The organism is Pseudoxanthomonas suwonensis J47 (assembly GCF_000513955.1).
GTDB lineage: Bacteria > Pseudomonadota > Gammaproteobacteria > Xanthomonadales > Xanthomonadaceae > Pseudoxanthomonas > Pseudoxanthomonas suwonensis_C.
Genome location: NZ_KI911332.1, coordinates 44915 through 66598 on the forward strand (window position 1 = coordinate 44915; position 21684 = coordinate 66598).

The 21684-nt window shown below is 69.9% G+C and carries 21 protein-coding genes; 5 read left to right on the forward strand and 16 right to left on the reverse strand.

The genetic code is table 11. The annotated features are described in order from the left end of the window. Positions 1–64 precede the first annotated feature (64 nt). From M503_RS16675 to M503_RS0114915, 7 genes are all read right to left on the reverse strand, one after another. Positions 65–2164 (reverse strand): peptidase domain-containing ABC transporter, encoded by a 2100-nt coding sequence (locus M503_RS16675; RefSeq protein WP_051414670.1) that lies wholly within the window; start codon positions 2162–2164, stop codon positions 65–67. Between the two features lie 65 nt (positions 2165–2229). Then, a complete protein-coding gene (locus M503_RS17545) occupies positions 2230–2703 on the reverse strand; it encodes a hypothetical protein (protein WP_155952087.1) in 474 nt (157 codons plus the stop codon). After that, entirely contained in the window at positions 2696–2857 is a 162-nt protein-coding gene (locus M503_RS0114905) for a hypothetical protein (RefSeq protein ID WP_155952088.1), read from the reverse strand. Before M503_RS0114905 ends, M503_RS17545 begins: the two co-directional genes overlap by 8 nt. Positions 2858–2921: 64 nt before the next feature. Then, positions 2922–3755, reverse strand: coding sequence for a hypothetical protein (locus tag M503_RS17550; RefSeq protein ID WP_155952089.1), 834 nt, complete (start codon positions 3753–3755; stop codon positions 2922–2924). Between the two features lie 70 nt (positions 3756–3825). Further along, positions 3826–4077 (reverse strand): hypothetical protein, encoded by a 252-nt coding sequence (locus M503_RS0114910; RefSeq protein ID WP_155952090.1) that lies wholly within the window; start codon positions 4075–4077, stop codon positions 3826–3828. A gap of 35 nt (positions 4078–4112) precedes the next feature. Continuing rightward, positions 4113–4355 carry a hypothetical protein gene (locus M503_RS17555; RefSeq protein WP_155952091.1) on the reverse strand — a complete coding sequence of 81 codons (243 nt, stop codon included), beginning with the start codon at positions 4353–4355 and terminating at the stop codon, positions 4113–4115. 300 nt (positions 4356–4655) lie between these two features. Further along, the gene (locus tag M503_RS0114915; protein WP_028919612.1) at positions 4656–5900 is read right to left on the reverse strand and encodes an HlyD family secretion protein; all 1245 of its coding nucleotides are present in this window, start codon (positions 5898–5900) and stop codon (positions 4656–4658) included. A 319-nt stretch (positions 5901–6219) separates the two neighbouring features. On the opposite strand from M503_RS0114915, the gene M503_RS0114920 reads away from it, so the two are divergent. After that, positions 6220–6588 (forward strand): helix-turn-helix domain-containing protein, encoded by a 369-nt coding sequence (locus tag M503_RS0114920; protein ID WP_231472391.1) that lies wholly within the window; start codon positions 6220–6222, stop codon positions 6586–6588. 36 nt (positions 6589–6624) lie between these two features. Here the strand turns inward: M503_RS0114920 and M503_RS0114925 are convergent, their stop codons facing one another. The 7 genes from M503_RS0114925 to prmB all read right to left on the reverse strand — a co-directional run bounded on the left by M503_RS0114925 (position 6625) and on the right by prmB (position 14496). After that, positions 6625–7278 carry a phosphoribosylanthranilate isomerase gene (locus M503_RS0114925; protein ID WP_028919611.1) on the reverse strand — a complete coding sequence of 218 codons (654 nt, stop codon included), beginning with the start codon at positions 7276–7278 and terminating at the stop codon, positions 6625–6627. Beyond that, on the reverse strand, positions 7275–8048 hold the full coding sequence (gene truA, locus M503_RS0114930; protein WP_028919610.1) for a tRNA pseudouridine(38-40) synthase TruA: 774 nt from the start codon (positions 8046–8048) through the stop codon (positions 7275–7277). The genes M503_RS0114925 and truA overlap by 4 nt, the downstream gene beginning before the upstream one ends. A gap of 12 nt (positions 8049–8060) precedes the next feature. After that, positions 8061–9764, reverse strand: coding sequence for a FimV/HubP family polar landmark protein (locus M503_RS0114935; protein WP_028919609.1), 1704 nt, complete (start codon positions 9762–9764; stop codon positions 8061–8063). A 90-nt stretch (positions 9765–9854) separates the two neighbouring features. Then, positions 9855–10880: an aspartate-semialdehyde dehydrogenase gene (locus M503_RS0114940; RefSeq protein ID WP_028919608.1), complete on the reverse strand. Its 1026-nt coding sequence runs from the start codon at positions 10878–10880 to the stop codon at positions 9855–9857. A gap of 125 nt (positions 10881–11005) precedes the next feature. Beyond that, positions 11006–12091, reverse strand: coding sequence for a 2-hydroxyacid dehydrogenase (locus M503_RS0114945; protein ID WP_028919607.1), 1086 nt, complete (start codon positions 12089–12091; stop codon positions 11006–11008). Between the two features lie 10 nt (positions 12092–12101). After that, positions 12102–13226: a chorismate synthase gene (gene aroC / locus M503_RS0114950; RefSeq protein WP_028919606.1), complete on the reverse strand. Its 1125-nt coding sequence runs from the start codon at positions 13224–13226 to the stop codon at positions 12102–12104. Positions 13227–13566: 340 nt separating this feature from the next. After that, positions 13567–14496 carry a 50S ribosomal protein L3 N(5)-glutamine methyltransferase gene (prmB, locus tag M503_RS0114955; RefSeq protein WP_028919605.1) on the reverse strand — a complete coding sequence of 310 codons (930 nt, stop codon included), beginning with the start codon at positions 14494–14496 and terminating at the stop codon, positions 13567–13569. 124 nt (positions 14497–14620) lie between these two features. On the opposite strand from prmB, the gene M503_RS0114960 reads away from it, so the two are divergent. Next, positions 14621–15274, forward strand: a complete 654-nt coding sequence (locus M503_RS0114960; protein ID WP_028919604.1) for an SCO family protein — start codon at positions 14621–14623, stop codon at positions 15272–15274. Beyond that, positions 15271–16119: an archaetidylserine decarboxylase gene (gene asd / locus M503_RS0114965; protein WP_028919603.1), complete on the forward strand. Its 849-nt coding sequence runs from the start codon at positions 15271–15273 to the stop codon at positions 16117–16119. Before M503_RS0114960 ends, asd begins: the two co-directional genes overlap by 4 nt. Positions 16120–16245: 126 nt before the next feature. Here asd and M503_RS0114970 read toward each other — a convergent pair whose 3' ends face one another. Further along, the gene (locus M503_RS0114970; RefSeq protein WP_028919602.1) at positions 16246–17787 is read right to left on the reverse strand and encodes a transglycosylase SLT domain-containing protein; all 1542 of its coding nucleotides are present in this window, start codon (positions 17785–17787) and stop codon (positions 16246–16248) included. Positions 17788–17900: 113 nt separating this feature from the next. Here M503_RS0114970 and M503_RS0114975 point away from each other — a divergent pair, with 113 nt between their 5' ends. Both M503_RS0114975 and greB read left to right on the forward strand, forming a co-directional pair. Beyond that, entirely contained in the window at positions 17901–19457 is a 1557-nt protein-coding gene (locus M503_RS0114975; protein ID WP_028919601.1) for a helicase HerA-like domain-containing protein, read from the forward strand. Between the two features lie 28 nt (positions 19458–19485). Further along, positions 19486–19989 carry a transcription elongation factor GreB gene (gene greB, locus M503_RS0114980; RefSeq protein ID WP_028919600.1) on the forward strand — a complete coding sequence of 168 codons (504 nt, stop codon included), beginning with the start codon at positions 19486–19488 and terminating at the stop codon, positions 19987–19989. Between the two features lie 64 nt (positions 19990–20053). Here greB and rimO read toward each other — a convergent pair whose 3' ends face one another. Further along, positions 20054–21421, reverse strand: a complete 1368-nt coding sequence (rimO, locus tag M503_RS0114985) for a 30S ribosomal protein S12 methylthiotransferase RimO (protein ID WP_028919599.1) — start codon at positions 21419–21421, stop codon at positions 20054–20056. Positions 21422–21684: the final 263 nt, after the last annotated feature.

Below are 21684 nucleotides of genomic sequence, written 5' to 3' on the forward strand. Positions count from 1 at the left end.
GCCTGCGGGCGCGCCCGCGAGCATCGCCAGGCCGTCGCCTGCATACCGCCGGCCGCTCGTCACCTCAGGCCAGCATCGCCCGGGCTTCAGCCCGCTCGCGATCGCCGGCGGCTTCGCCTATGCGTCCTCCATCCAGCACCAGCACGCGGTCGGCACTGGCGATGGTTTCCGGGCGGTGGGCCACGATCACCTTGGTCAGCTTCAGCGCCTTCACCGCCTCGTTCACCAGGCGCTCGTTGGCGACATCCAGATGGCTGGTCGCCTCGTCGAGGAACAGCAGCCTCGGCTGGCGGTACAACGCGCGCGCCAGGATCAGGCGCTGCTTCTGCCCGCCGGACAGCGAGCTGCCCATGTCGCCGATCAGGCCGTGGTAGCCCATCGGCATGGCCGCGATCTCGTCATGGAGGGCCGCCATCCGTGCCGCCGCCTCGACCCGCGCCATGTCGCAGCCGGTATCGAAGAAGCTGATATTGTCGGCGATGCTGCCGGCGAACAGCTGGTCGTCCTGCATCACCGCGCCGACGATGGAGCGCACGTTGCGCGCCCCGACCTTCGCCAGGTCGTAACCGCCGATGCAGATGCGTCCCTCAGTTGGCTTGAGCAGGCCGAGCAGCAGCTTGACCAGCGTCGTCTTGCCGCAGCCGGAGGCGCCCACGATGGCGACCGACTCGCCGGGCTTGATGGTGAAGCTGCAGTCCCTCAGCACCCACGGTTCGCCTTCGCCGTAACGGAAGGACAGGCCCTCGACCGCGATGCGCGTGTCCGGCGGAGGCGGCAGTTCCGCATCCGCGCCGTCGTCCTCCGGCGCCGTCAGGACGATGTCCGCCAGGCGCTCGCCGTGCAGGCGCAGCATGCGGAACTCGATCCAGCGGTCGACCAGCGCCGCCATCCGCGAGGCGAACTGGTCCTTGTAGGCCAGGTAGGCGATCAGCATGCCGACCGAGAACACGTTCTGCAGGGCCAGCACCGCGCCGATCCAGATCACCGCGATCCGCTCGGCACCGAACACCAGCTGGCTGGCGCCGCTGAAGCCCAGGCCCATGCGCGCCAGCCGCACCTCGTGGTTGACCGTCTCCACCATCAGGTTCTCGTAGGTGGCGCGCCTTTGCGGCTCCTCGCCGGCGACCTTGAGGCTCTGCATGCCGCGCAACGACTCCAGCAGGTGGGTCTGCTGGCGGGCCGCCGCCACCAGCTGCTGCTCGGTCCGGTCGCGCACCGGACGGTAGGCGATCGCGCGGATGCCCATGTACAGCGCCACCGCCAGCAGGGTCACCAGCGCCAGCTTCCAGCTGTAGACCAGCATCAGCACCAGGGTCACCAGCGCCATCAGGCCGTCGATGATCGCCTCGACGAAACTGGTCGTCAGCGTACGCTGGATCGCCTGCACCGAGCCCATGCGCGAGGTGATGTCGCCCAGGTGGCGCTTCTCGAAGAAATCCAGCGGCAGCCGCAGCGCGTGGGCGAAGACATTGCCCATCCATTGCAGGCCCAGCCGCGACGACAGGTACACCACCGACCAGCCGCGCAGCACGCCGATGCCGATCTGCAGCAGCAGGGCGAGGCCGAAGCCCAGACCCAGCACGGTCAGCAGGTCGCGGTCCGCGGATACCAGCACCTGGTCCACGACCCACTGCATGAGGAATGGCGACAGCACCACGAAGACCTGCAGCGCCACCGACAGCGCCAGGATCTGCGCCAGTGCGCCCCACAGCCCGCGCACGGGCCCGGTCAGCTGCCGCGTCGTGATCGCAGGCTTCGGCTTCTGCGGCTGGAACCCGGCCGCCGGCGCAAGCTCCAGCGCGATCCCGGTGAAATGGTCCGACACCTCGCCCAGGCGCATCCGCCGCTCGCCGAACGCGGGATCGAGGATGGTCGCGGTCCTGCGATCCACCCGCGACAGGACCACGAAGTGGTTGAGATCCCAGTGCAGGATGCACGGCAGGCGCAGCCTGGACAGGTCCTCCATCTCCAGCCGCAGTGGCCGGGTCGAGAAGCCCAGCGCCTGCGCCATGCGCATCAGCTGGTCCAGGCGTGCGCCCTTGAGCGAAAGCGGGAATCGGCGCCGCAGCTCGGCAATCCCCAGGTGCAGGCCATGCGCACTGGCGACCATGGCCAGCGCGGCCAGCCCGCACTCGGCGGCCTCGCCCTGGATGAGCGGCTTCAACGATCCCGTGCCCACCTGCTTCGCCTCCTTGCGAATACAAGCTCCGGTGTGTCGCTCCTGCTACTCTATTCTGTCGCGGAGAGCGACTTTCCTCCGCCGCTCTCCGGCAGCACCTCACCGACTGATACGGTGGCCCTGATGCATGTCATGGTTTTCCCGTCGCCGTAACGGACCTCCCCGGTCTTCGGATCGGCCACATACGCGCGGACGCGTATGACATCGCCAGGAGTCGCCGGGAAACGGACCGCGAAGAGGCCGTTGTCCCCCGATTGCACCCGCATGAAGGGCATGCGCGAACCGCCTTTTCGATACAGGGCAAGCCAGGCATGGGGCACAAGTTGCGGAGGGTCACTTGTCCCGCGGCGCTTTGCGCCAGAGATGATTTCGCAGGTCGTCTCATCGACCATGCGGGCCATTGGCAGGTCCGACATGTCCATGCCTTCTGGTAAAGACACAAGCTGCACAGGCTCCATCGCCTGTGCAACCTGAGTGGCTGCCAGTAGCAGTCCCCACCAACCGAGTCTGGCGAGCTCAGCCATGCCGCGGACCGTTGCGTCGCAACTGGTCTTCAAGAAACTCGATCAATTGCCGCATCTGTTGCTCGACCTCTCCGTAGTCGTGCTCAGGAACCTCATCGAAATTGTCAAACCCACCAGCTACCAGCTCCATCTCAGCAACATCGACGTTACGCATGGTGTCCTCCTTGATCTGCGACACATTCCCTGTGTCCATCAGGTGCCGGCCCGCCCGGCAACTCCTACCGACGAGGCGGATCGAAGAAATCGATCCGCTTAACTCGTACCGAAATCCCCTCCCCTTCAATATCCGCGCACCCGCCCGCGCGCATGAATACATCTATGGCATTCCTGCCCGAAGCGATCTCCCATTGCCACGACCGGTCAGCTGATCGCTGGTGGACGTAGAGCATCGCAGTGGATCCGGATGTGTAAACCCGGTTATCTCCCCGAATCATCGCTCGAGCTTCTGGATACGCGCCCCCAGTCCCGTAACCGAATGCCCGGACTCTGGCGTAGAACTCGGCTGGCCACTCCCAGAATGCTCGATGGAGGACGTGAACCTTGTCTACTTCATCCAGCGCGTCGAAAGCACTACGGATCCGCCCGCAATCAATCTCACCAGGTCCCGCCAGGGCACCAGATGCCTGAGATTCAATCTCTTCCCAGAAGGCTGATACGGCGTCTTTGTCCGAAACGACGGGCATGTCAACCAGCTTGTCGGTCCGGATCCTGGCGCCGTAGTACTGAGCCGCAAGGTGGAATGCCTCGTGCGCCGACGCAAAATCAATGACGTGCTCGGATTGGAGTTCACCCGTTGGCAGCAGAACAACGAGATCATTCTCAAGCTGGCCGAGGCGCATCTGCGCGGGCTCCTGGACGCGCGTTTCCGCGATACCGTAATCCGCAGCAAGCTTGTCGACGGCGTAGTAGACCCGAACACCGACACGATCCCCAGGCCATCGTACTTCGGTGCCAGGAGCCCATATTTCTGTATCGATGCGATAAATGCGATCGTCCGAAGCAGAGGCCACCTGGATGACCCCGGTACGCAATCCGCAGGCAGTTACTGCCATAAGCAGTGCAATAACCGAGCCGCGTGCGAGGCAACCTCGCACGCGGCGACCCCGGCCGGATATCCAGGCGTCAAGTTGAGCCCTTGGCTGCCTCACGAAGCTCCCCACAGGTCAGCGTGAAACTGATGGTCTCGACGACGCCACCACTCGTGCTGCCCAAACCTCCACTGGTGTTGTTCTCCAGCGTGATGGTGATGCTCTTGTCGTCGGGAAGGCCCTTGCAGAGCTCGAGCCCCCTGCTGACGATATCGGCCTGACCGCCGTTACTGGACCCGGCCCCACCAGTAACCATGCAAAGTGCGGAATCGTCAAGAACGTTCATCAGCCCACTCCTTTGGCAGTTGTCCAGAAGAACGCTCACGTCCCACCTCCCGACTTTTCCCGAAGCTCTCCACAGGTCGTCTCGATCGTCACCGTGGCGTTCTGCGAAATCTTGAACTCGGAGATACCAACGCTTCCTTTGTTGTTGACCGAGATCTCAATCCGGGTACTGTCGGGGAAGTTGTTGTCGTTGCAGACGTTCAAGGCGCGCTCTGTTGCGGACTTCTCCCCGGTACCGCCTGCCGCCAGGGGGAGCGCATCATTGGCGAGAATCCTCATTGGTTCCTCCTAGATTCCAGTATGCGGCGGGTTGCCAGACTGGTCGTCAACCGGAGGCGGAAACGTCCCGCCAGACCGACGAGGATCTGGCCCTTCCGGGTTGTACGGCGGCGGGTCGACGTTGAACGTTATCTCGATTGCAGGCACCTCTTCTGTGCCCTTTGCCTGTCCACCGCCCACCAGAATCGACCTTTCAGATTCGAGTGAGATCATTGCCTACTCCTCCTTGAGATGGCGCTCTCCGGTGCCGAAACCGGGAGCACCCGGATATTTCTTCCCCTTTGCTCCATCGTCCCCCGCTCAACCCACGCCCTTGAGCGAGTACAGCGGCTCCAGCAGCCATTCGACCAGCCGCCGCCGTTCGCCGAGGATGTCGGCGTCCAGCAGCATTCCCGGCCTCAGCGGCTCCTCCCTGCCATAGGCGACCACGGCCTGCCGGGCCAGGGCCACGGTGACGCGGTAGTACGGCTCGGCGGCCTGCACGTTGCCCAGTTCGCCCGGCCCCAGCGCGCTGCGGCTGATGCGTTCGACCCGGCCCTGCTGGTGGCCGAACTTCTGGTACGGATACGCCTGGTAGCGCAGCATCACCCTGTCGCCAGGCTCGATGAAGCCGATCGCGCGGCTGGGCACCAGCAGTTCGGCCTCCAGGACGCCATCGCCTGGAAGCACGCTCAGCAGCGGTTGCCCGGCCTGCACCGCCTGGCCGGGCTTGGCCAGCAGTGCGGTCACGATGCCGTCTACGGCGGCGGTCAGCACCAGCTCGCCACGGGCGCGCGTTTCCACCTGTTCCTGCTCCAGCGCCGCCAGCTCCCCCTCGTAGCCGGCATCGGTGCTGCCGCGCTGCGCCGGCAGCTCGGCCAGGGCCTGCTCGAGCTGGGCGATCAGCCGCCGGGTCGCGGTGGCCTGCCGTTCCAGCACCTGCATCTCGCCGACCTGGGCCAGCGCCACCGATTCCTGCTGCTTGATCTGCAGCAGGCTTACGTAGCGCACGTCCTCCAGCTGGCGCAGCCGGTCCAGCGTCTCGTGGGCGATGCGTACTTGCTCGCGCCGCGTGGCGATCCCGGCTTCGACCTCCGCAAGCTCCCGGCGCGCGGTAGCCAGCTGCGAACGCAGCCCGACCTCCTGCACACGCAGCTGCTGCAGCTGCGCGGCCTTGCTGGCGACCAGCCCCTCCTGCCGGCGCTGCAGGCGTTCCTCCAGCGCGGCGAGCGTGTCGCCATTGCCGAGGGTGGCGCGCGGCACGGTGACCACCGCCAGACGCTGCCCTGCACGCACGCGATCGCCTTCCTGCACGTCGACGCGGCCGACCACCCCGCCCGCCGGCGCCACGATCGTCGACAGCCCGCGCGTCGGCACCAGCTGGCCGGTCACGGTCGAACGTCGGGTATAGCTGCCCAGCACCAGGAAGGCGACCACCGCCGAGGCCGCGAGCGCGGCGCCCAGAGTCAGCAGCCACAGCCGCAACGGCTGCGCCAGCTGGATGCCCCCCAGCCAGCTGCTGCGGCGCGCGTCCAGCGCTTCCCTTCGGAACAGTCCATCGGACATGCGGCACTCCTTGCTCGCATCCGGCGCGATCCTTCGCACCGTCATGCCATCGGCGGACTTGCCGCCACGGATGGCGGGACGATCCTCACGCCGCTCCGCCGGCGAGTGCAAGCAGGCAAGGCGCCGTCGGCACGGCAGTTCCGCTTGCATGGCGAAGCGGCCGCCCGCTATCGCTTTCGCACGCCCGAACCTGCAAGCGGAATTGCACAGGATTCGCCAGTATCGCTTGCACCGTGGCCGCCGCTTGCGAGGCCCGCTCCGCCGGGTCTAGGCTGAACTGACTGCACGGACGGGCAGGCGGTGGCATATGGACCTTGCAATGCGGATCCGCATCGCGCGCCAGAGGGCGCGGCTGTCGCAGGAAATGCTGGCCACGCAGCTGGGCGTGACGCGCGGCGCGGTGGCCAACTGGGAAAGCGCGGTCGGCGTGATGCCGGCCACCGCGCGCCTCGAACGCCTGGCCTGCGTGACCGGCGTGCGCTTCGAATGGCTGGCCACCGGCCGCGGTCCGCTGGCCTACGACGAATCCCCTGCCGCGGAACCGCCCATCGACGCGGAGCTGGTCGACGACCCGCTCGAGCGCCGCCTGCTGCTGGCCTACCGCACCGCCGGGCGCGAAACGCGACGCATGCTGCTGGGCCTGGCCGAAGCGCAGCTGGCCACGGCCCGCGTGCGCAGGAGCAGTTGATCGGTATCAGGCAAATCCGACGCCGCCGGCGCCGCGTCAGCCGAAACTGCAGTCCGCCCGCCGCACCTCGGCGACGAAGCGGCGCATCCTGTCGCCGTCCTTGATCCCCGGCGACATCTCGATGCCGCTGGCCACGTCCACCGCCCACGGCTGGGTGGCGAGGATCGCGTCGTAGACGTTGTCGGCGGTGATGCCGCCGGCCAGCACGAACGGCCGGTGCAGGCCGGTCGGGATCCTCTTCCAGTCGAAGGCGTGGCCGGTGCCACCGGAACCGCCGGCGCCGTGGCTGTCGAACAGGAAGCCGTCGGCATGCGGCCAGCGCTGCTGCAGCGCCCGCGCATCCCAGGTCTCGCCACCACCCATCGGCACCGCCTTCAGGAAGGGCACGCGGAAGGTGCGGCAGAACGCGTCCTCTTCCTCGCCATGGAACTGCAGCAGCGAGGGCCGCACCTGGCGCACCACGTCGCGCACTTCTGCGGCGGTGTTGTTGCGGAACAGGGCCACGCTGCTGACCATCGGCGCCAGCGCCGTGCGCAGCTGCCGCGCCTCGCCGGCGGTGATCCGCCGCGGGCTGCCTTCGGCGAACACGAAGCCCACCGCGTCCACGCCCAGCTCGCTGGCCAGGCGCACGTCGCCCGGACGGGTCATCCCGCAGAACTTGATCCGGGTGCGATAGAGGATGCGGCTCACAGCGTCACCTCCGCGGGCAGGCCCCATTCGGACGGATACAGCGGACGCAGGAACACCAGTCCCTGCGGCGGTGCGGTGGGCCCGGCGAGGGTGCGGTCGCGCCCGGCCAGCAACTCGGCGATCCACGCTTCGGGCTTCGCGCCGGCGCCCACCTCCAGCAAGGATCCCACGATATTCCGGACCATGTGATGGAGGAATGCATTGGCCTGCACCTCGATCTCCACCACCTCGCCGACGCGCCGCACCAGGATCTCCTGCAGGTCGCGGCGGGCGTGCGGGGCCTGGCAGTGCACGGTGCGGAAAGCGCTGAAGTCGTTCTCGCCCAGCAGCGCCTGGGCGGCGCGGTGCATGGCGTCGGCATCCAGCCGCCGCCGTTCCCATGCCATCAGCTGGCGGTACAGCGCAGGCCGCACCTGGCGGTTGACCAGGCGGTAGCGGTAGCGGCGCGCCCGCGCCGAGAAGCGGGCGTTGAACTCCAGCGGCACCGGCACGCACCAGCGCACGCAGACCTGCGGCGGCAGGCGGCCGGTGACGCCCAGCGTCCACGCGCGCGGATCGCGCTGCGCGGTGCTGTCGAAGTGCACCACCTGGCATTCGGCATGCACGCCGGCATCGGTGCGGCCGGCGCAGGTGACGGTGATCTCCTGGTCGGCGACCGAGGACAGCGCCTTCTCGAGGGTGGCCTGCACGGTCGGCGGCCCGGACGGCCCCAGGCCCTGCCAACCCTGGAATCCGCCGCCGTCGTATTCGACGCCGAGCGCGTAACGCATGATCGTCCTGGCTCAGCCGATCTCGCGCAGCAGCTGGGCCGCTTCGTCGCGGGCGGAAGGATCGTGGCCCAGCGCGACCTCGTGCAGCAGGGTCCGCGCGGTTTCCACGTCGCCCAGGTCCAGGTAGGCGATCGCCAGTTCCAGGCGCTCACGGCCGGCCGGCGCCGGGTTGATCGGCAGCACTTCGGCGGCCGGATCGTCCACGTGCCAGGCCGGCAGATCCGGGTCGGCGGCTTCGGCGGCGAATGCGTCCTCGTGGGCGTGGTGGGCCACGTCGGGCGTGTCGGCGGCCAGCATCGGGTCCTGCTGGGTCTGCGGCATCGCCGCGGCGAGCGCGGCGGCGTCGAAGCTGCCGTTGCGCTGCACCGGGATCGGACTCGGCTTGGGCCGGCGCGCCAGCCACCAGGCGCCGATCACCACCAGCCCCAGCACCAGCCCACCCCACAGCCACGCCGGGCTGCCGCCGTCGGCGCCCGCGGCGCCGGCCTCGTTGGTCTTGGCCAGGGCCTGCTGCGCGGCGGCCAGCTCGCTGTCCTTCAGCTCGATCAGCCTGGACTGCTGCTGCTGCAGCTTCTCCAGCTCCTCGACGCGGCTGCGCAGTTCCTGCAGCTCGCTGTCGCGCGCGGCCAGGTCTTCCTGGGCCTGGCGCAGTTGTTCGTTTGCCAGCATGTCGCCCTCGCCACCGGCGCCAAGTCCGGATTCAGTCGCCTGGGTACCCGCCGCCGCGACGGTCGGTGCGATTTCAAGCCGCGCGCCCTGCCCGGCCGCGGCCGGCGCCTGCGTGGCGGGCGCGGCCCTGGGGGCCGCCGCATCCGCCGTGGCGGTGCCGGCTTCGGCCGGCTGCGGGATCGGGGTCGCCTGCCGCCACTGCGCGGTCTGTTCGCGCACCAGCGCGGTGGCCGCGGCCGCGTCGATCGCGTAGTCGTCTGCACCGGGCATGCGCAGCACCGCGCCGCTGCGGATGCGGTGGATGTTGCCGCCGATGAAGGCCTCGGGGTTGGCGCGCAGCAGCGCCACCATGGCCTGGTCGAAGCTGTGGCCGCCGCGATCCATCGCCGCGACGACATGCGACAGCGTCTGCCCGCGTTCGACCCGGGCCAGCACCTCGCCCGGCCCGGCGCTGGCGCGCGGGGTGCTGCGCGGCCGCGGGGCCGGTGCGGTCGCGGCCGGTTCCGGCTGCGCCACCGGCGCGGCAGGCGCCGGCGTCGCGGGTGCCTCCACCTTTGGGGCCCGGACGATGGCGTTGGACGGCGCCGCCTGCGGCGCCTCGATCACCGGGGCCTCGATCGCCGCGGCGGTCTGCGGCGCGTTGACCAGCGCCGAGTATTCGCGCACCAGCCGGCCCTGGCCCCAGTCGACCTCGACCAGGAAACCGACCACCGGCACGTCCACCGGCCGCGTGCTGGTGACCCGGAGCACGGCCCGGCCCTGCGCGTCGGCGGCGATCTCGAACTGCAGGTCGCTGACCAGGCCGGTCGGCGGCTGCAGGCCGACGCGGGCGAAGGTCTCAGGCGAGGCCAGGCGCGCGCGCGCGTTCTCCAGCTCGCCCGGCTCGTTGGAAATGATCGGGATCTCGGCCAGCAGCGGCTGCCCGGGCGCCGACAGCACCCGGATCTGGCCCAGCCCCAGCGCCAGCGCGTTGCCGGCCGGCAGCGCCAGCGCGAGCGCCAGCAACCAGTGCCACGGGCGCGTGGCGCCCTGTCCCCTCTTCTTCATGCGGCGCACTATAACGGACGCCCTGCGTTTGTAGCAGCCGCCGCGCAGCACCCGGCCAGGCCGTGGAGCGGCCCGGCCGGGCGCCGGCGGTCAGCCGCCGGCGGCGACCAGCTCGGCCAGCTGCACCGCGTTGAGCGCGGCGCCCTTGCGGATGTTGTCCGAGACGATCCACAGGTTGAGGCCGCGCGGGTGCGAGAAGTCCTCGCGGATGCGGCCCACGTAGACCGCGTCGTTGCCCGAGGCGTGGGTGACCGGGGTCGGGTAGCCGCCCGGCTTGCGATCGTCCACCACTTCCACGCCCGGCGACTTCTCCAGCAGCGCGCGCGCCTCCTCGACGGTGACCTTGGTCTTCGTCTCGATGGCGACGGCCTCGGAGTGGCCGAAGAACACCGGCACGCGCACCGCGGTCGGGTTCACCTGGATGCTGTCGTCGCCGAGGATTTTGCGGGTCTCCCAGACCAGCTTCATCTCTTCCTTGGTGAAGCCGTTGTCCAGGAACTCGTCGATGTGCGGGATCAGGTTGAAGGCGATCTGCACCGGGAAGCGCTGCGGGTCCGGATCCTGGAAGTTGAGCAGCGCGCCGGTCTGGCGGCCCAGTTCCTCCAGCGCCGAGCGGCCGGCGCCGGACACCGACTGGTAGGTGGCGACGTTGATGCGCTCGATGCCGTACTCGCGGTGCAGCGGCGCCAGCGCCACCAGCATCTGCATGGTCGAGCAGTTCGGGTTGGCGATGATCCCGCGCGGGCGGTTCTTCGCCGCTTCCGGGTTGACCTCGGACACGACCAGCGGGACATCGTCGTCGTAGCGGAAGGCCGAGGAGTTGTCGATCACCACCGCGCCGGCGGCGGCGAACTTCGGCGCGTATTCCTTGGAGACGCTGCCGCCGGCCGAGAACAGGGCGATGTCCACGCCCTTCGGGTCGAAGCTGGCCAGGTCCTGGACCTTGACCTTGCGGCCGGCGAACTCGACCTCGCCACCGGCCGAGCGCTCGGAGGCCAGGGCGACGATCTCGCCGACGGGGAACTGGCGCTCGGCCAGGATGGCCAGCATGGTCTCGCCGACCGCGCCGGTGGCGCCGACGACGGCGACGGTGAAACGACGTTCTGCGTTGCTCATGGTGTGTCCGTGATTCGGGATTGGGGATTCGGGATGGGAAGTTCGATGGCGCGGACGCGCGGGCCGGGTTCGGGGAACCTCCTCCTGGGGCGTGCCTGCGCGGACTGCAGGCGGGCGGAGGTTCCCTATCGTTTGCCGGCCGCGGCTTTGCCGGTGCCGGCAATGGCGGTAATGCCCACGATGCCGGTAATGCTGTCGGCCGCGACGGTCGCGGTGCTGGTCTTCTTCGCGGTGACCGGATTGGCCGGATGGCCGGCGCGCGGGCCGAAGCCGAGTGCGGCCAGCAGGTTGTCCACGGCCAGCTGCACCATCGCCCGGCGCGTGGCCAGCGAGGCGCTGCCGGTGTGCGGGGTCAGCACGACGTTGCGCAGCGCCAGCAGCTCCGGACGCACCACCGGCTCGCCTTCGTAGACGTCCAGGCCGGCGGCGAAGAGACGACCGTTGGCCAGCGCATCGGCAAGCGCGAGCTCGTCGACCAGCCCGCCGCGAGCGATGTTCACCAGGGTGGCGCTGGGCTTCATCTTCGCCAGCGCAGCCGCGTCGATGATGTGGTGGCTGGCCTGCGAATAAGGCAGCACCAGGACCAGGTGGTCGGACTGCGCCAGCAGCGTGTCGAAGTCGACGTAGCGGGCGCCCACGCCCTGCTCCACCGCTTCGGGCAGGCGCGAGCGGTTGTGGTACAGCACCTTCATGCCGAAGCCGTGGTGGCCGCGGCGGGCGATGGCCTGGCCGATCCGGCCCATGCCGAGGATGCCCAGGGTGCTGCCATGCACGTCGGCGCCGAGCATGGTCGAGAACGACCACTGCCTCCACTGCCCTTCGCGCAGCCAGCGCTCGGATTCGGTGATCCGGCGCGCGGCGGCCATCAACAGTGCAAAGCCCAGGTCGGCGGTGGTTTCGGTAAGGACGTCGGGCGTGTTGGTGGCGATGACGCCGGCCGCGTCGAGCGCGGGAATATCGAGGTTGTTGTAGCCGACGCCGACGTTGGCGATCGCGCGCAGCTTCGGCGCCTGCGCCAGTTCGGCGGGGCCGATGCGTTCGTTGAGCGTGACCAGGGCGCCATCGGCCTCGCGCAGCGCGGCGCCGATCGCGGCCTGGTCGTGTTCGGTGACCTCGCCTACGGCATCCACCTCGCAATGGGCCGCCAGCCGGTCGACGATGTCGTCGAACAGCGGCTGCGAAACCCATACGCGGGGACGCGGGGCGGCCATGGTACGCGCCTCAGCTCCCCTGTCCTTCGCCCAGCGCGCCTGCGCCGGCGGGGATGCGCGGTCCGACTTCGCCCACGTCGCCGCACTGCGCGCGGTGGCGCAGCGCCTGGTCCATCAGTACCAGCGCGACCATCGCCTCGGCGATCGGCGTGGCGCGGATGCCGACGCAGGGATCATGGCGGCCGGTGGTGATGACCTCGACCGGGTTGCCCTCGACGTCGACGGTCGGGCCCGGCAGGCGCAGGCTGGAGGTCGGCTTGAGCGCGATCGACGCCACCACCTGCTGGCCGGTGGAAATGCCGCCGAGGATGCCGCCGGCGTGGTTGCTGGCGAAGCCTTCCGGCGAGATCAGGTCGCGATGCTGCGTGCCCTTCTGCGCGACCACGCCGAAGCCGCCGCCGATCTCCACGCCCTTGACCGCGTTGATGCTCATCAGCGCCGCGGCCAGTTCGCCGTCGAGCTTGCCGTAGACCGGCTCGCCCCAGCCCGGCGGCACGCCGTCGGCGACCACGGTGACCCGCGCGCCGACCGAATCGCCGGACTTGCGCAGCGCGTCCATGTACGCCTCCAGCTCCGGCACTTGCGGCGCGTGCGGCCAGAAGAACGGGTTCCCCTCCACCGCACTCCAGTCGAAGCCGGCCGGCACCACGTCGCCGATCTGCGCCATGAAGCCGCGCACGGTCACGCCGAAGCGCTGCTTCAGCCACTTCTTGGCGATCACCGCCGCGGCCACGCGCATGGTGGTCTCGCGTGCCGAGCTGCGGCCGCCGCCGCGCGGATCGCGGATGCCGTACTTCTGCCAGTAGGTGTAGTCGGCGTGGCCCGGGCGGAACTGCGCGGCGATGTTCGCGTAGTCCTTGCTGCGCTGGTCGGTGTTGCGGACCAGCAGCGCGATCGGGGTGCCGGTGGTGCGGCCCTCGTAGACGCCGGAGAGGATCTCGACCTCGTCGGCCTCGCGCCGCGCCGAGGTGTGGCGCGACTTGCCGGTGGCGCGGCGCTGCAGGTCGTGGGCGAACTCCTCCGGGGCGATCTCCAGCCCCGGCGGACAGCCGTCGATGACACAGCCGATGGCCGGGCCATGCGATTCGCCGAAGGTGGTGACCGACAACAGCTTGCCGAACGTGTTGCTGCTCAAGGCGCGCCCCGCGCGGGGTTCCGATGGGAGACGCCCAAGCATCGCATATCGGCGGCGCCTGCTGCAGTGCAGCGGAAACGTTGCCAAGGTAACGGTTTGCGGCTGTTCCACCGATCCGGCGCAGGAAGCACCGCAGACCCCCGGGCATCCCGAAGGCCGTCGTCGCACGGGGCTATGGACCAGCTGGCACATGGATGTGCCACGGCCCCGCGCAAAGACAGGATGTCGTCCCAAGGGGTGGGCCATACCCCCGTGCGACGGCGGACGCCTTCCGGAGCCCGCTCCGTCAGGCTCTTGCGGTTGCTACCGCTCCGGCCTTGGCCCTACCCGGAGAAGCAGCTCAGCCGCGCGCTGCGGCCAGCTCGGCGATGCGCGCGTTGTGGGCGATCAGCTCGCGGCACTCGACCGCGAAGATGCCCATCTGCCCGACCTTGAACTCGATCCAGGCCAGGTCCAGCTCCGGCAGCAGCTTGACCAGGTGGCGCTCGGACTCGCCCACCTCGCAGATCAGCAGACCGTCCTGCGACAGGTGCAACGGCGCGTCGCGCAGGATCTTCAGCACCAGGTCCAGGCCGTCCGGGCCGGCGCGCAGGCCCAGCTCCGGCTCGTACGAGTACTCCTTCGGCAGCGCGTCGGTCTCGTCGTCGGTGACGTACGGCGGATTGGTGACGATCAGCTCGTAGTGGCGTCCCTGCAGGCCGGCGAACAGGTCCGACTTGAGCAGGGTGACGTTGTCCGCGTGCAGCCGCGCCTTGTTCTCCGCGGCCAGGGCCAGCGCGTCGTCGCTGATGTCGACGCCGTCGACCTGCCATTCCGGGTTGTAGTGGCCCATGGCGATAGCAATACAGCCCGAACCGGTGCACAGGTCCAGCGCACGGCGCACCTCGCGCCCGCCCAGCCACGGCTCGAAGCCGTTCTCGATCAGCTCGGCGATCGGCGAACGCGGCACCAGCGCGCGGCTGTCGGACTTGAAGCTCAGCCCGGCGAACCAGGCCTCGCCGGTCAGGTAGGCCGCCGGCACGCGCTCGTCGATGCGGCGCTGGAACAGGCCCAGGATCTTCTGCTTCTCCGCCGTGGTCAGCCGCGACTGGCCGTACACCGGGCTCAGGTCGTGCGGCAGGTGCAGCGCGTGGAGGACCAGCTGGGTGGCCTCGTCCATTGCGTTGTCGTAGCTGTGCCCGAAGGTCAGCCCGGCCTCGTTGAAGCGGCTGCCGCCGTAGCGGATCAGGTCGATGATGGTGTGCAGCTCGGCGGCCGGATCGGCAGTCATGGCGCGGCGCCGCGCGGGCGCAATCGGAAAGGGGCCGGGAATTATAGGCCACGCGCCCGCCGCTCACCGGCCCGCGGCCGCCGGGCCGGTATCATGTGCGGCCCGAACGACGCCGGACCTGCGCATGTTCAACCGCACCACCGCCTACATCCTGGCCGCCGCGCTCGCCGCCGGCCTGGGCCTGCTGGCCGCCTTCCACCTGCTCGACCGCGACGCCACGGCGCCCGCGCCGGAGCTGCAGACCGTGACCCTGCTGCCGCAGCCGCGCCAGCTGCCGGCCTTCAACCTGCGCCAGTCCGACGGCACCCCGCTGGTCCCCGGCGAACTGGCCGGGCACTGGACCCTGGTGTTCCTCGGTTTCACCTTCTGCCCGGACGTGTGCCCGACCACCCTGGCCGAACTGGCCCAGGCGCAGAAGCAGTGGGAGGCGCTGCCCGAATCGACCCGCCCGCGCGTGCTGTTCGTCTCGGTCGACCCGGAGCGCGATACCCCCGCCAAGGCCGGCGAGTACGCCCACGCCTTCCATCCGGACACCCTGGCGGCCACCGCCGACATCCCGGCGCTGGAGAAGTTCGCCACCTCGCTGGGCTTCGTGTTCATGAAGGTGCCGGGCAAGGGCTACGACCAGAACCCGAACGACTACAGCGTCGACCACTCGGCCAACATCGCCCTGCTCGACCCGCAGGGTCGCCTGGCCGGACTGATCCGCCCGCCGTTCCAGCCGCTGGCCATCGCCCGCGACCTGGAAGTGCTGGACCAGGCGGAGGCCGCGCCTTGAGCCTGATCACCGCGCTGACCTGGGCCCTGCCGCACCGCCTGCTCAGCTCCATCGCCCGGAGCGCCGCGTACTCGGAGAACCCGTGGCTGAAGCAGACGCTGATCGACACGGTGACCCGCCGCTTCAACGTCGACCTCGATGAAGCCGCCGAGCCGGATCCGACCGCCTACCCCACCTTCAATGCCTTCTTCACCCGCGCGCTCAAGCCCGGCGCGCGCGTGCCCGATCCGGATCCGCGCGCGATCCTGATGCCGGCCGACGGCCACATCAGCCAGCTCGGCCCCATCGGCGAGGACGGCCGCATCTTCCAGGCCAAGGGCCACGGCTTCACCGCCGCCGAGCTGCTCGGCGACGCGGAGGCGGCGCGGGTCTTCGCCGGCGGCAGTTTCGCCACCGTGTACCTGTCGCCGCGCGACTACCACCGCGTGCACATGCCGTGGACCGGCGTGCTGCGCGAAACCGTGCACGTGCCGGGCCGGCTGTTCAGCGTCGGCACCGCCGCGGTGCGTTCGGTGCCGCGCCTGTTCGCGCGCAACGAACGGCTGGTCTGCCACTTCGACACCGACTTCGGACCGATGGCCTCGGTGATGGTCGGCGCGCTGCTGGTCTCGGGCGTGGAAACGGTGTGGAGCGGCGTCGAGATCCCCGAATACGGCGACGACATCACCCGCAAGGACTGGCGCGGCAAGGGCATCGTGCTGGAGCGCTTCGCCGAGATGGCGCGCTTCAACTACGGCTCCACCGTGATCGTGCTGCTGCCGCCGGGCGCGGCGGACCTGGCCCCGGGCCTGGCCGCCGAATCGCCGGTGAAGCTGGGCCAGGCGCTGGCCCACCTGCGCCGCTGAGGCGAGGCTGCGCGGGCACGTCCGCGCAGCCGACTTCCGGGGCGGATTGCCCGCCCGCCCGTGACGCGGCGCCCGGCGCGCGCAACCCGGGTGCCGGCCCTGTCGGGAAGCGCCGCAGCCGCCGCCTCAGCCGCGGCAGCCTTCCAGCTTGATCTGCTGTCCGGCGCGCACGCTGTAGCCGGGCGCCTTGAGCCCGTTGGCCCGCGCCAGCGACTTCACATCGCAGCCGTGCTTCTGCGCGATGCGGCCGAGCGTGTCGCCCTTGGCGACGCGGTAGCTGGATGGCTTCGCCTTGGCCTTCGGCGCCGGCGCCGCGGCGACGCCCGGCAGCGGCACCAGGTTGCCCACCGCCACGTTGCCCGCCGGGGTGTCGCGCACCAGGGCGGCGGTCGGGTCGGCGCGGACCAGCGCCTGCGCCAGCTGCGCGCGCGCGCCTCCGGTGCAGTGGCGCTGGTACAGGCTGGCGATGTGGGGGGTGGCGTTGAGCACGGTCCCGGCCGGGATCCAGCTGTCGGCCTCGTAGCGCGGATTGAGGTTGCGCAGCGCGCGCATGTAGCCGTCGCGACTGCCGGCATTGCCCAGGCAGATGGTCAGCTCGTAGATGCTCGACGGCGCGGCCAGCTTCAGCGTCGCCGGGTGCGGCTCGACCTTCGGGAACACCACGCCGTACTGCTTCGGGTGCAGGTAGATCCACGCGGCCGCGATCACCATCGGCACGTAGTCGCGGGTCTCCGGCGGGAACTCCGAGTAGGCCGACACGTTCCAGAAACCGGTGCCGCCGTTGGCGCGGTGCACGCGCAGGGCGCGGCCCTCGCCGCCGTTGTAGCCGGCCAGCGACATCTCCAGGTCGTTGTTGAGCTGCTGCAGGCGCTCGTTGAGGTAGGCGGCGCTGGCGGCCGCGGCGCTGCGCGGGTCGTAGCGGGTGTCGAAGCCGGTACCGTCCGGGCCCAGGCCGAAGCGGCGCCCGGTGGCCGGCATGAACTGCAGCGGGCCGGCGGCGCCGGCGCGCGAGGTGGCGTGCACGCGGCCGTTGGATTCCTTGGCCATGATCCCGAACAGCAGCGCCTCCGGCAGGCCGCGGCGCTCGAACTCCGGCCACATCAGGTGGCGCATGTACTGGTAGTTCTCGTAGCTGGTCATCAGCTGCGGGCGCATGTCGGTCAGCCAGCGGCGGATGCCGGCCTGGATCGCCGGGTTGAACTGGACCATGTGGTCGAAGGCGTGCCGGCGGTCGTCGCCGAGCAGGCGGATCGTGCGCGCGGCCTCGGGGATGTCCGCGGCCAGGGCGGTATCGGCCTCCAGCGGCTCGTCCTCCTCCAGCCCCTCGTCCTCCTCGGCCGCCACGTCCACTTCGGTCTTCAGCAGGCGCTTCCACGCGGCGAGCATGTCCGACATCGGGCAGCCCTTCTGCTTCGAACAGGCGTCGACCACGTCCTCCATGTCCTCCAGCGCGGCGTTGCTCTCCTCCACGCCCCTGGCGTCGCCGTTGCGGACCAGGACCACGGCGTCCTTGTAGCGCTGCTCGGCGGCGGCCATGCGCTGGACCAGCGCCTCGGAAGCGGCACGGTCCTTGGCGGACACGCGCTGGGCAAGCGCGGAGGACGGCAGGTAGGACAGGAGCAGGAGCGCGGCCAGCGGCCAGCGCGACTTCAGCAACACAGCGGACATCGGGACTTCTGCGGCACGGAGCGGCAGGCAGGGTAGCCCTGCGCGGCGGGGCGCGGCAACCCGGCCCGGCCCGCTAGAATCCCCGGACGAACTGGAATCCGCTGGGGCAACGAATGGACCCGATCCTGCTGGGCAAGGGCGTCACCGACGACATCTCGGTCACCCTGCTGCCGAAGTACGGCAACCGCCACGGCCTGGTGGCCGGGGCCACCGGCACCGGCAAGACGGTGACCCTGATGACCCTGGCCGAGGGCTTCTCGCGCATCGGCGTGCCGGTGTTCATGGCCGACGTGAAGGGCGACGTGGCCGGCCTGGCGGTGCCCGGCGAAGGCGGCGAGAAGCTGCAGGCCCGCGCCGCGGAGATCGGCGTGGCCGACTGGGCCCCGGCGGCCAGCCCGGTGGTGTTCTGGGACCTGTACGGCAAGCTCGGCCATCCGGTGCGCACTACCGTCAGCGAGATGGGCCCCACCCTGCTCGGCCGCATCCTCGAGCTGAACGACACCCAGTCCGGCGTGCTGGACATCGTGTTCAAGCTGGCCGACGACCGCGGCCTGCTCCTGCTCGACCTGGACGACCTGCGCGCCCTGCTCAACCTGGTCGCCGAAGAGCGCAAGGCGATCTCGGCCGAATACGGCCTGGTCAGCCCGCAGTCGGTGGCGGCGATCCAGCGCGCCCTGCTGCGCCTGTCGCAGGACGGCGGCGAACGCTTCTTCGGCGAGCCGGCGCTGGAACTGGCCGACATCATGCGCGTCAACCACGACGGCCGCGGCGTGATCGGCATCCTCGCCGCCGACCAGCTGATCCTCAAGCCGCGCCTGTACGCGACCTTCCTGCTGTGGCTGCTCAGCGAGCTGTTCGAGACCCTGCCGGAGGTCGGCGACCTGGACAAGCCGAAGCTGGCCTTCATCTTCGACGAGGCGCACCTGCTGTTCGACGACGCGCCGGCGGCGCTGAAGCAGCGCATCGAGCAGGTCGTGCGCCTGATCCGCTCCAAGGGCGTGGGCGTGTACTTCTGCTCGCAGTTCCCCGACGACGTGCCGGACAACATCCTCGGCCAGCTCGGCAACCGCGTGCAGCACGCGCTGCGCGCCTACACCCCGCGCGACCAGAAGGCGGTCAGGACCGCGGCGCAGACCTTCGTGCCCAACCCGAAGCTGGACGTGGCCGCGGCGATCTCGCAGCTGGGCACCGGCGAGGCGCTGGTCAGCACGCTGCAGGACAAGGGCGTGCCCTCGCCCGTGCAGCAGACCAGGATCGCCCCGCCGCGCTGCCGGATGGGCGCGATCACCGAGTCCGAACGCATGAAGGTGCGCGCCGGCAGCCCGGTCGGCACCCGCTACGACAACGCGGTGAACCGGGAATCGGCCGCCGAGATCCTCGCCGCACGCGTGCAGGCCGCCGCGCAGGACGCCCCGGCCGCCGGCAAGGACTCCGCGGAAGGCGGCTTCGGCCAGAAGATCAACGAATTCCTGTTTGGCACAAAGCGCCGCCAGGGCGTGGTCGAATCGGTGGCCAAGCAGACCACGCGCAACGTCGGTGGCTCGATCGGCCGCAGCGTCGGCAGCTCGATCGGCGAGAGCATCGGCGGCAAGACCGGCAGGAAGTACGGCGGCCAGATCGGCAACCAGATCGTGCGCGGCATCCTCGGCGGCATCTTCGGCCGCCGCTGATCCTCTCCACCTGCAATCCGCAATCCCGATGTCCCGCTGGCGCCCCCCTCCCGAGAAAAGCACCGCCCTGATCACCCGCGAAGGCCACGAACGGCTCAAGGCCGAGCTGGACGAGCTGTGGCGGGTGAAACGCCCGGAAGTGGTCAAGGCGCTGGCCGCGGCGGCAGCCGAAGGCGATCGTTCGGAGAACGCCGAGTACACCTACCGCAAGAAGCAGCTGGCCGAGATCGACCGGCGCGTGCGCTACCTGAGCAAGCGCGTGCCGGCGCTGCGCGTCGTCGACCAGGCGCCTGCCGATCCGGAGGCGGTGTTCTTCGGCGCATGGGTCGAACTGGAGCGGATCGACACCGGCGAGACCGCGCGCTACCGCATCGTCGGCCCGGACGAGACCGATGCCGGCGCCGGCTGGATCAGCATCGATTCGCCGCTGGCGCGGGCGCTGCTGAAGAAGCGCATCGACGACGAGGTCGAGGCCCAGCTGCCGGGCGGACCGGCGCGCTTCGCCATCATCGGCGTGGAATACGACGTGTAGGCGCGGCGGGGCGCGGAAGACCGCCCCCTGCCCTCGCGACGGGCGCCCGCCGGGCGCCGGTGCTTCAGATCACGCGCAGGGCCAGCGGCGAGGTGTCCCCGGTCTCGGCGTACTCGACTTCGCCGTAGAGGTCGTGCTCGTCGCTGCCCATGATCCGCACGTCGACGAACTCGCCCGGCTGCAGGCCGGCGTCGCGGCCGTCCTGGATCTGCACCACGCCGTCGATCTCCGGCGCATCGGCCATGGAGCGGGCGATGGCCAGTTCGCCGTCGAGGAAGTCGACCAGGCAGCGCTGCACGCTGCCGACCTTGGCCTCCAGGCGCGCGGCCGAGATCTCGCCCTGGCGCTCCATGAAACGGGCCAGGCGTTCCTGCTTGACCTCTTCGGGCACGGCGCCGGGCAGCGCGTTGGCGGCCGCGCCTTCCACCGGCGAATAGGCGAAGGCACCGACGCGGTCCAGCTGGGCCTCGTCGAGGAAGTCCAGCAGCTCCTCGAACTCCTGCTCGGTCTCGCCGGGGAAGCCGACGATGAAGGTCGAACGCAGGGTCAGTTCGGGGCAGATCGCGCGCCAGCGCTGGATGCGCTCGAGGGTCTTGTCTACCGCGCCGGGCCGCTTCATCAGCCTGAGGATGCGCGGGCTGGCGTGCTGGAACGGGATGTCCAGGTACGGCAGCACCTTGCCCTCGGCCATCAGCGGGATGACGTCGTCCACGTGCGGGTACGGGTAGACGTAGTGCAGGCGGGTCCAGGCATCCAGCTCGGAGAGGCCTTCGCACAGCGCCTTCATGCGGGTGGCGTATTCCCTGCCGCGCCAGGTGCCCGGTGCGTAGCGCACGTCCACGCCATAGGCGGAGGTGTCCTGCGACACCACCAGCAGCTCGCGCACGCCGCCCTTGACCAGGCGCTCGGCCTCGCGCAGCACCTCGTCCACCGGGCGCGAGACCAGGTCGCCACGCATGGACGGGATGATGCAGAAGCTGCAGCGGTGGTTGCAGCCTTCGGAAATCTTCAGGTACGCGTAGTGGTGCGGGGTCAGCTTCAACCCGTAGTCCGGGACCAGGTCCAGAAACGGGTCGTGCTTCGGCGGCAGCGCCGCGTGCACCGCTTCCATCACGCTGGTGTAGTCCTGCGGGCCGGACACCGACAGCACGTCGGGGTACTGCTCGCGGATCATCTCCGACTTCTTGCCCAGGCAGCCGGTGACGATGACCTTGCCGTTCTCGTTCATCGCCTCGCCGATGGCGTCCAGCGATTCGGCCACGGCCGAGTCGATGAAGCCGCAGGTGTTGACCACGACCACGTCGGCGGCGTCGTAGCTGGGGACGATGTCGTAGCCTTCGACCCGCAGCTGGGTGAGGATGCGCTCGGAGTCGACGAGGGCCTTCGGGCAGCCGAGGCTGACGAAGCCCACCTTGGGGTTCTGCAGGGACATGGACGCTGGACTGGGCTGCCGGGACGGTGGCGGACCCGGCATCGCCGGGGGCGCGGGATTATACCCGGCCCACCCTTCTCTCCCTGAGCGGGTGGCAACTCCCCGCGCGTCACCCGAACCCGGACAAGCGAAGCGCATCCGGGATCCAGGCGTGGCCATTGTCCCGTCCCGGATGCGGCCTGGGGCCTTGTCCGGGCTGCGGAACTGCCATTCGAAAGCAGTGGCGTGGCTGGCTTCGGACGGAGCCGCGGCAGCGCGGGGGG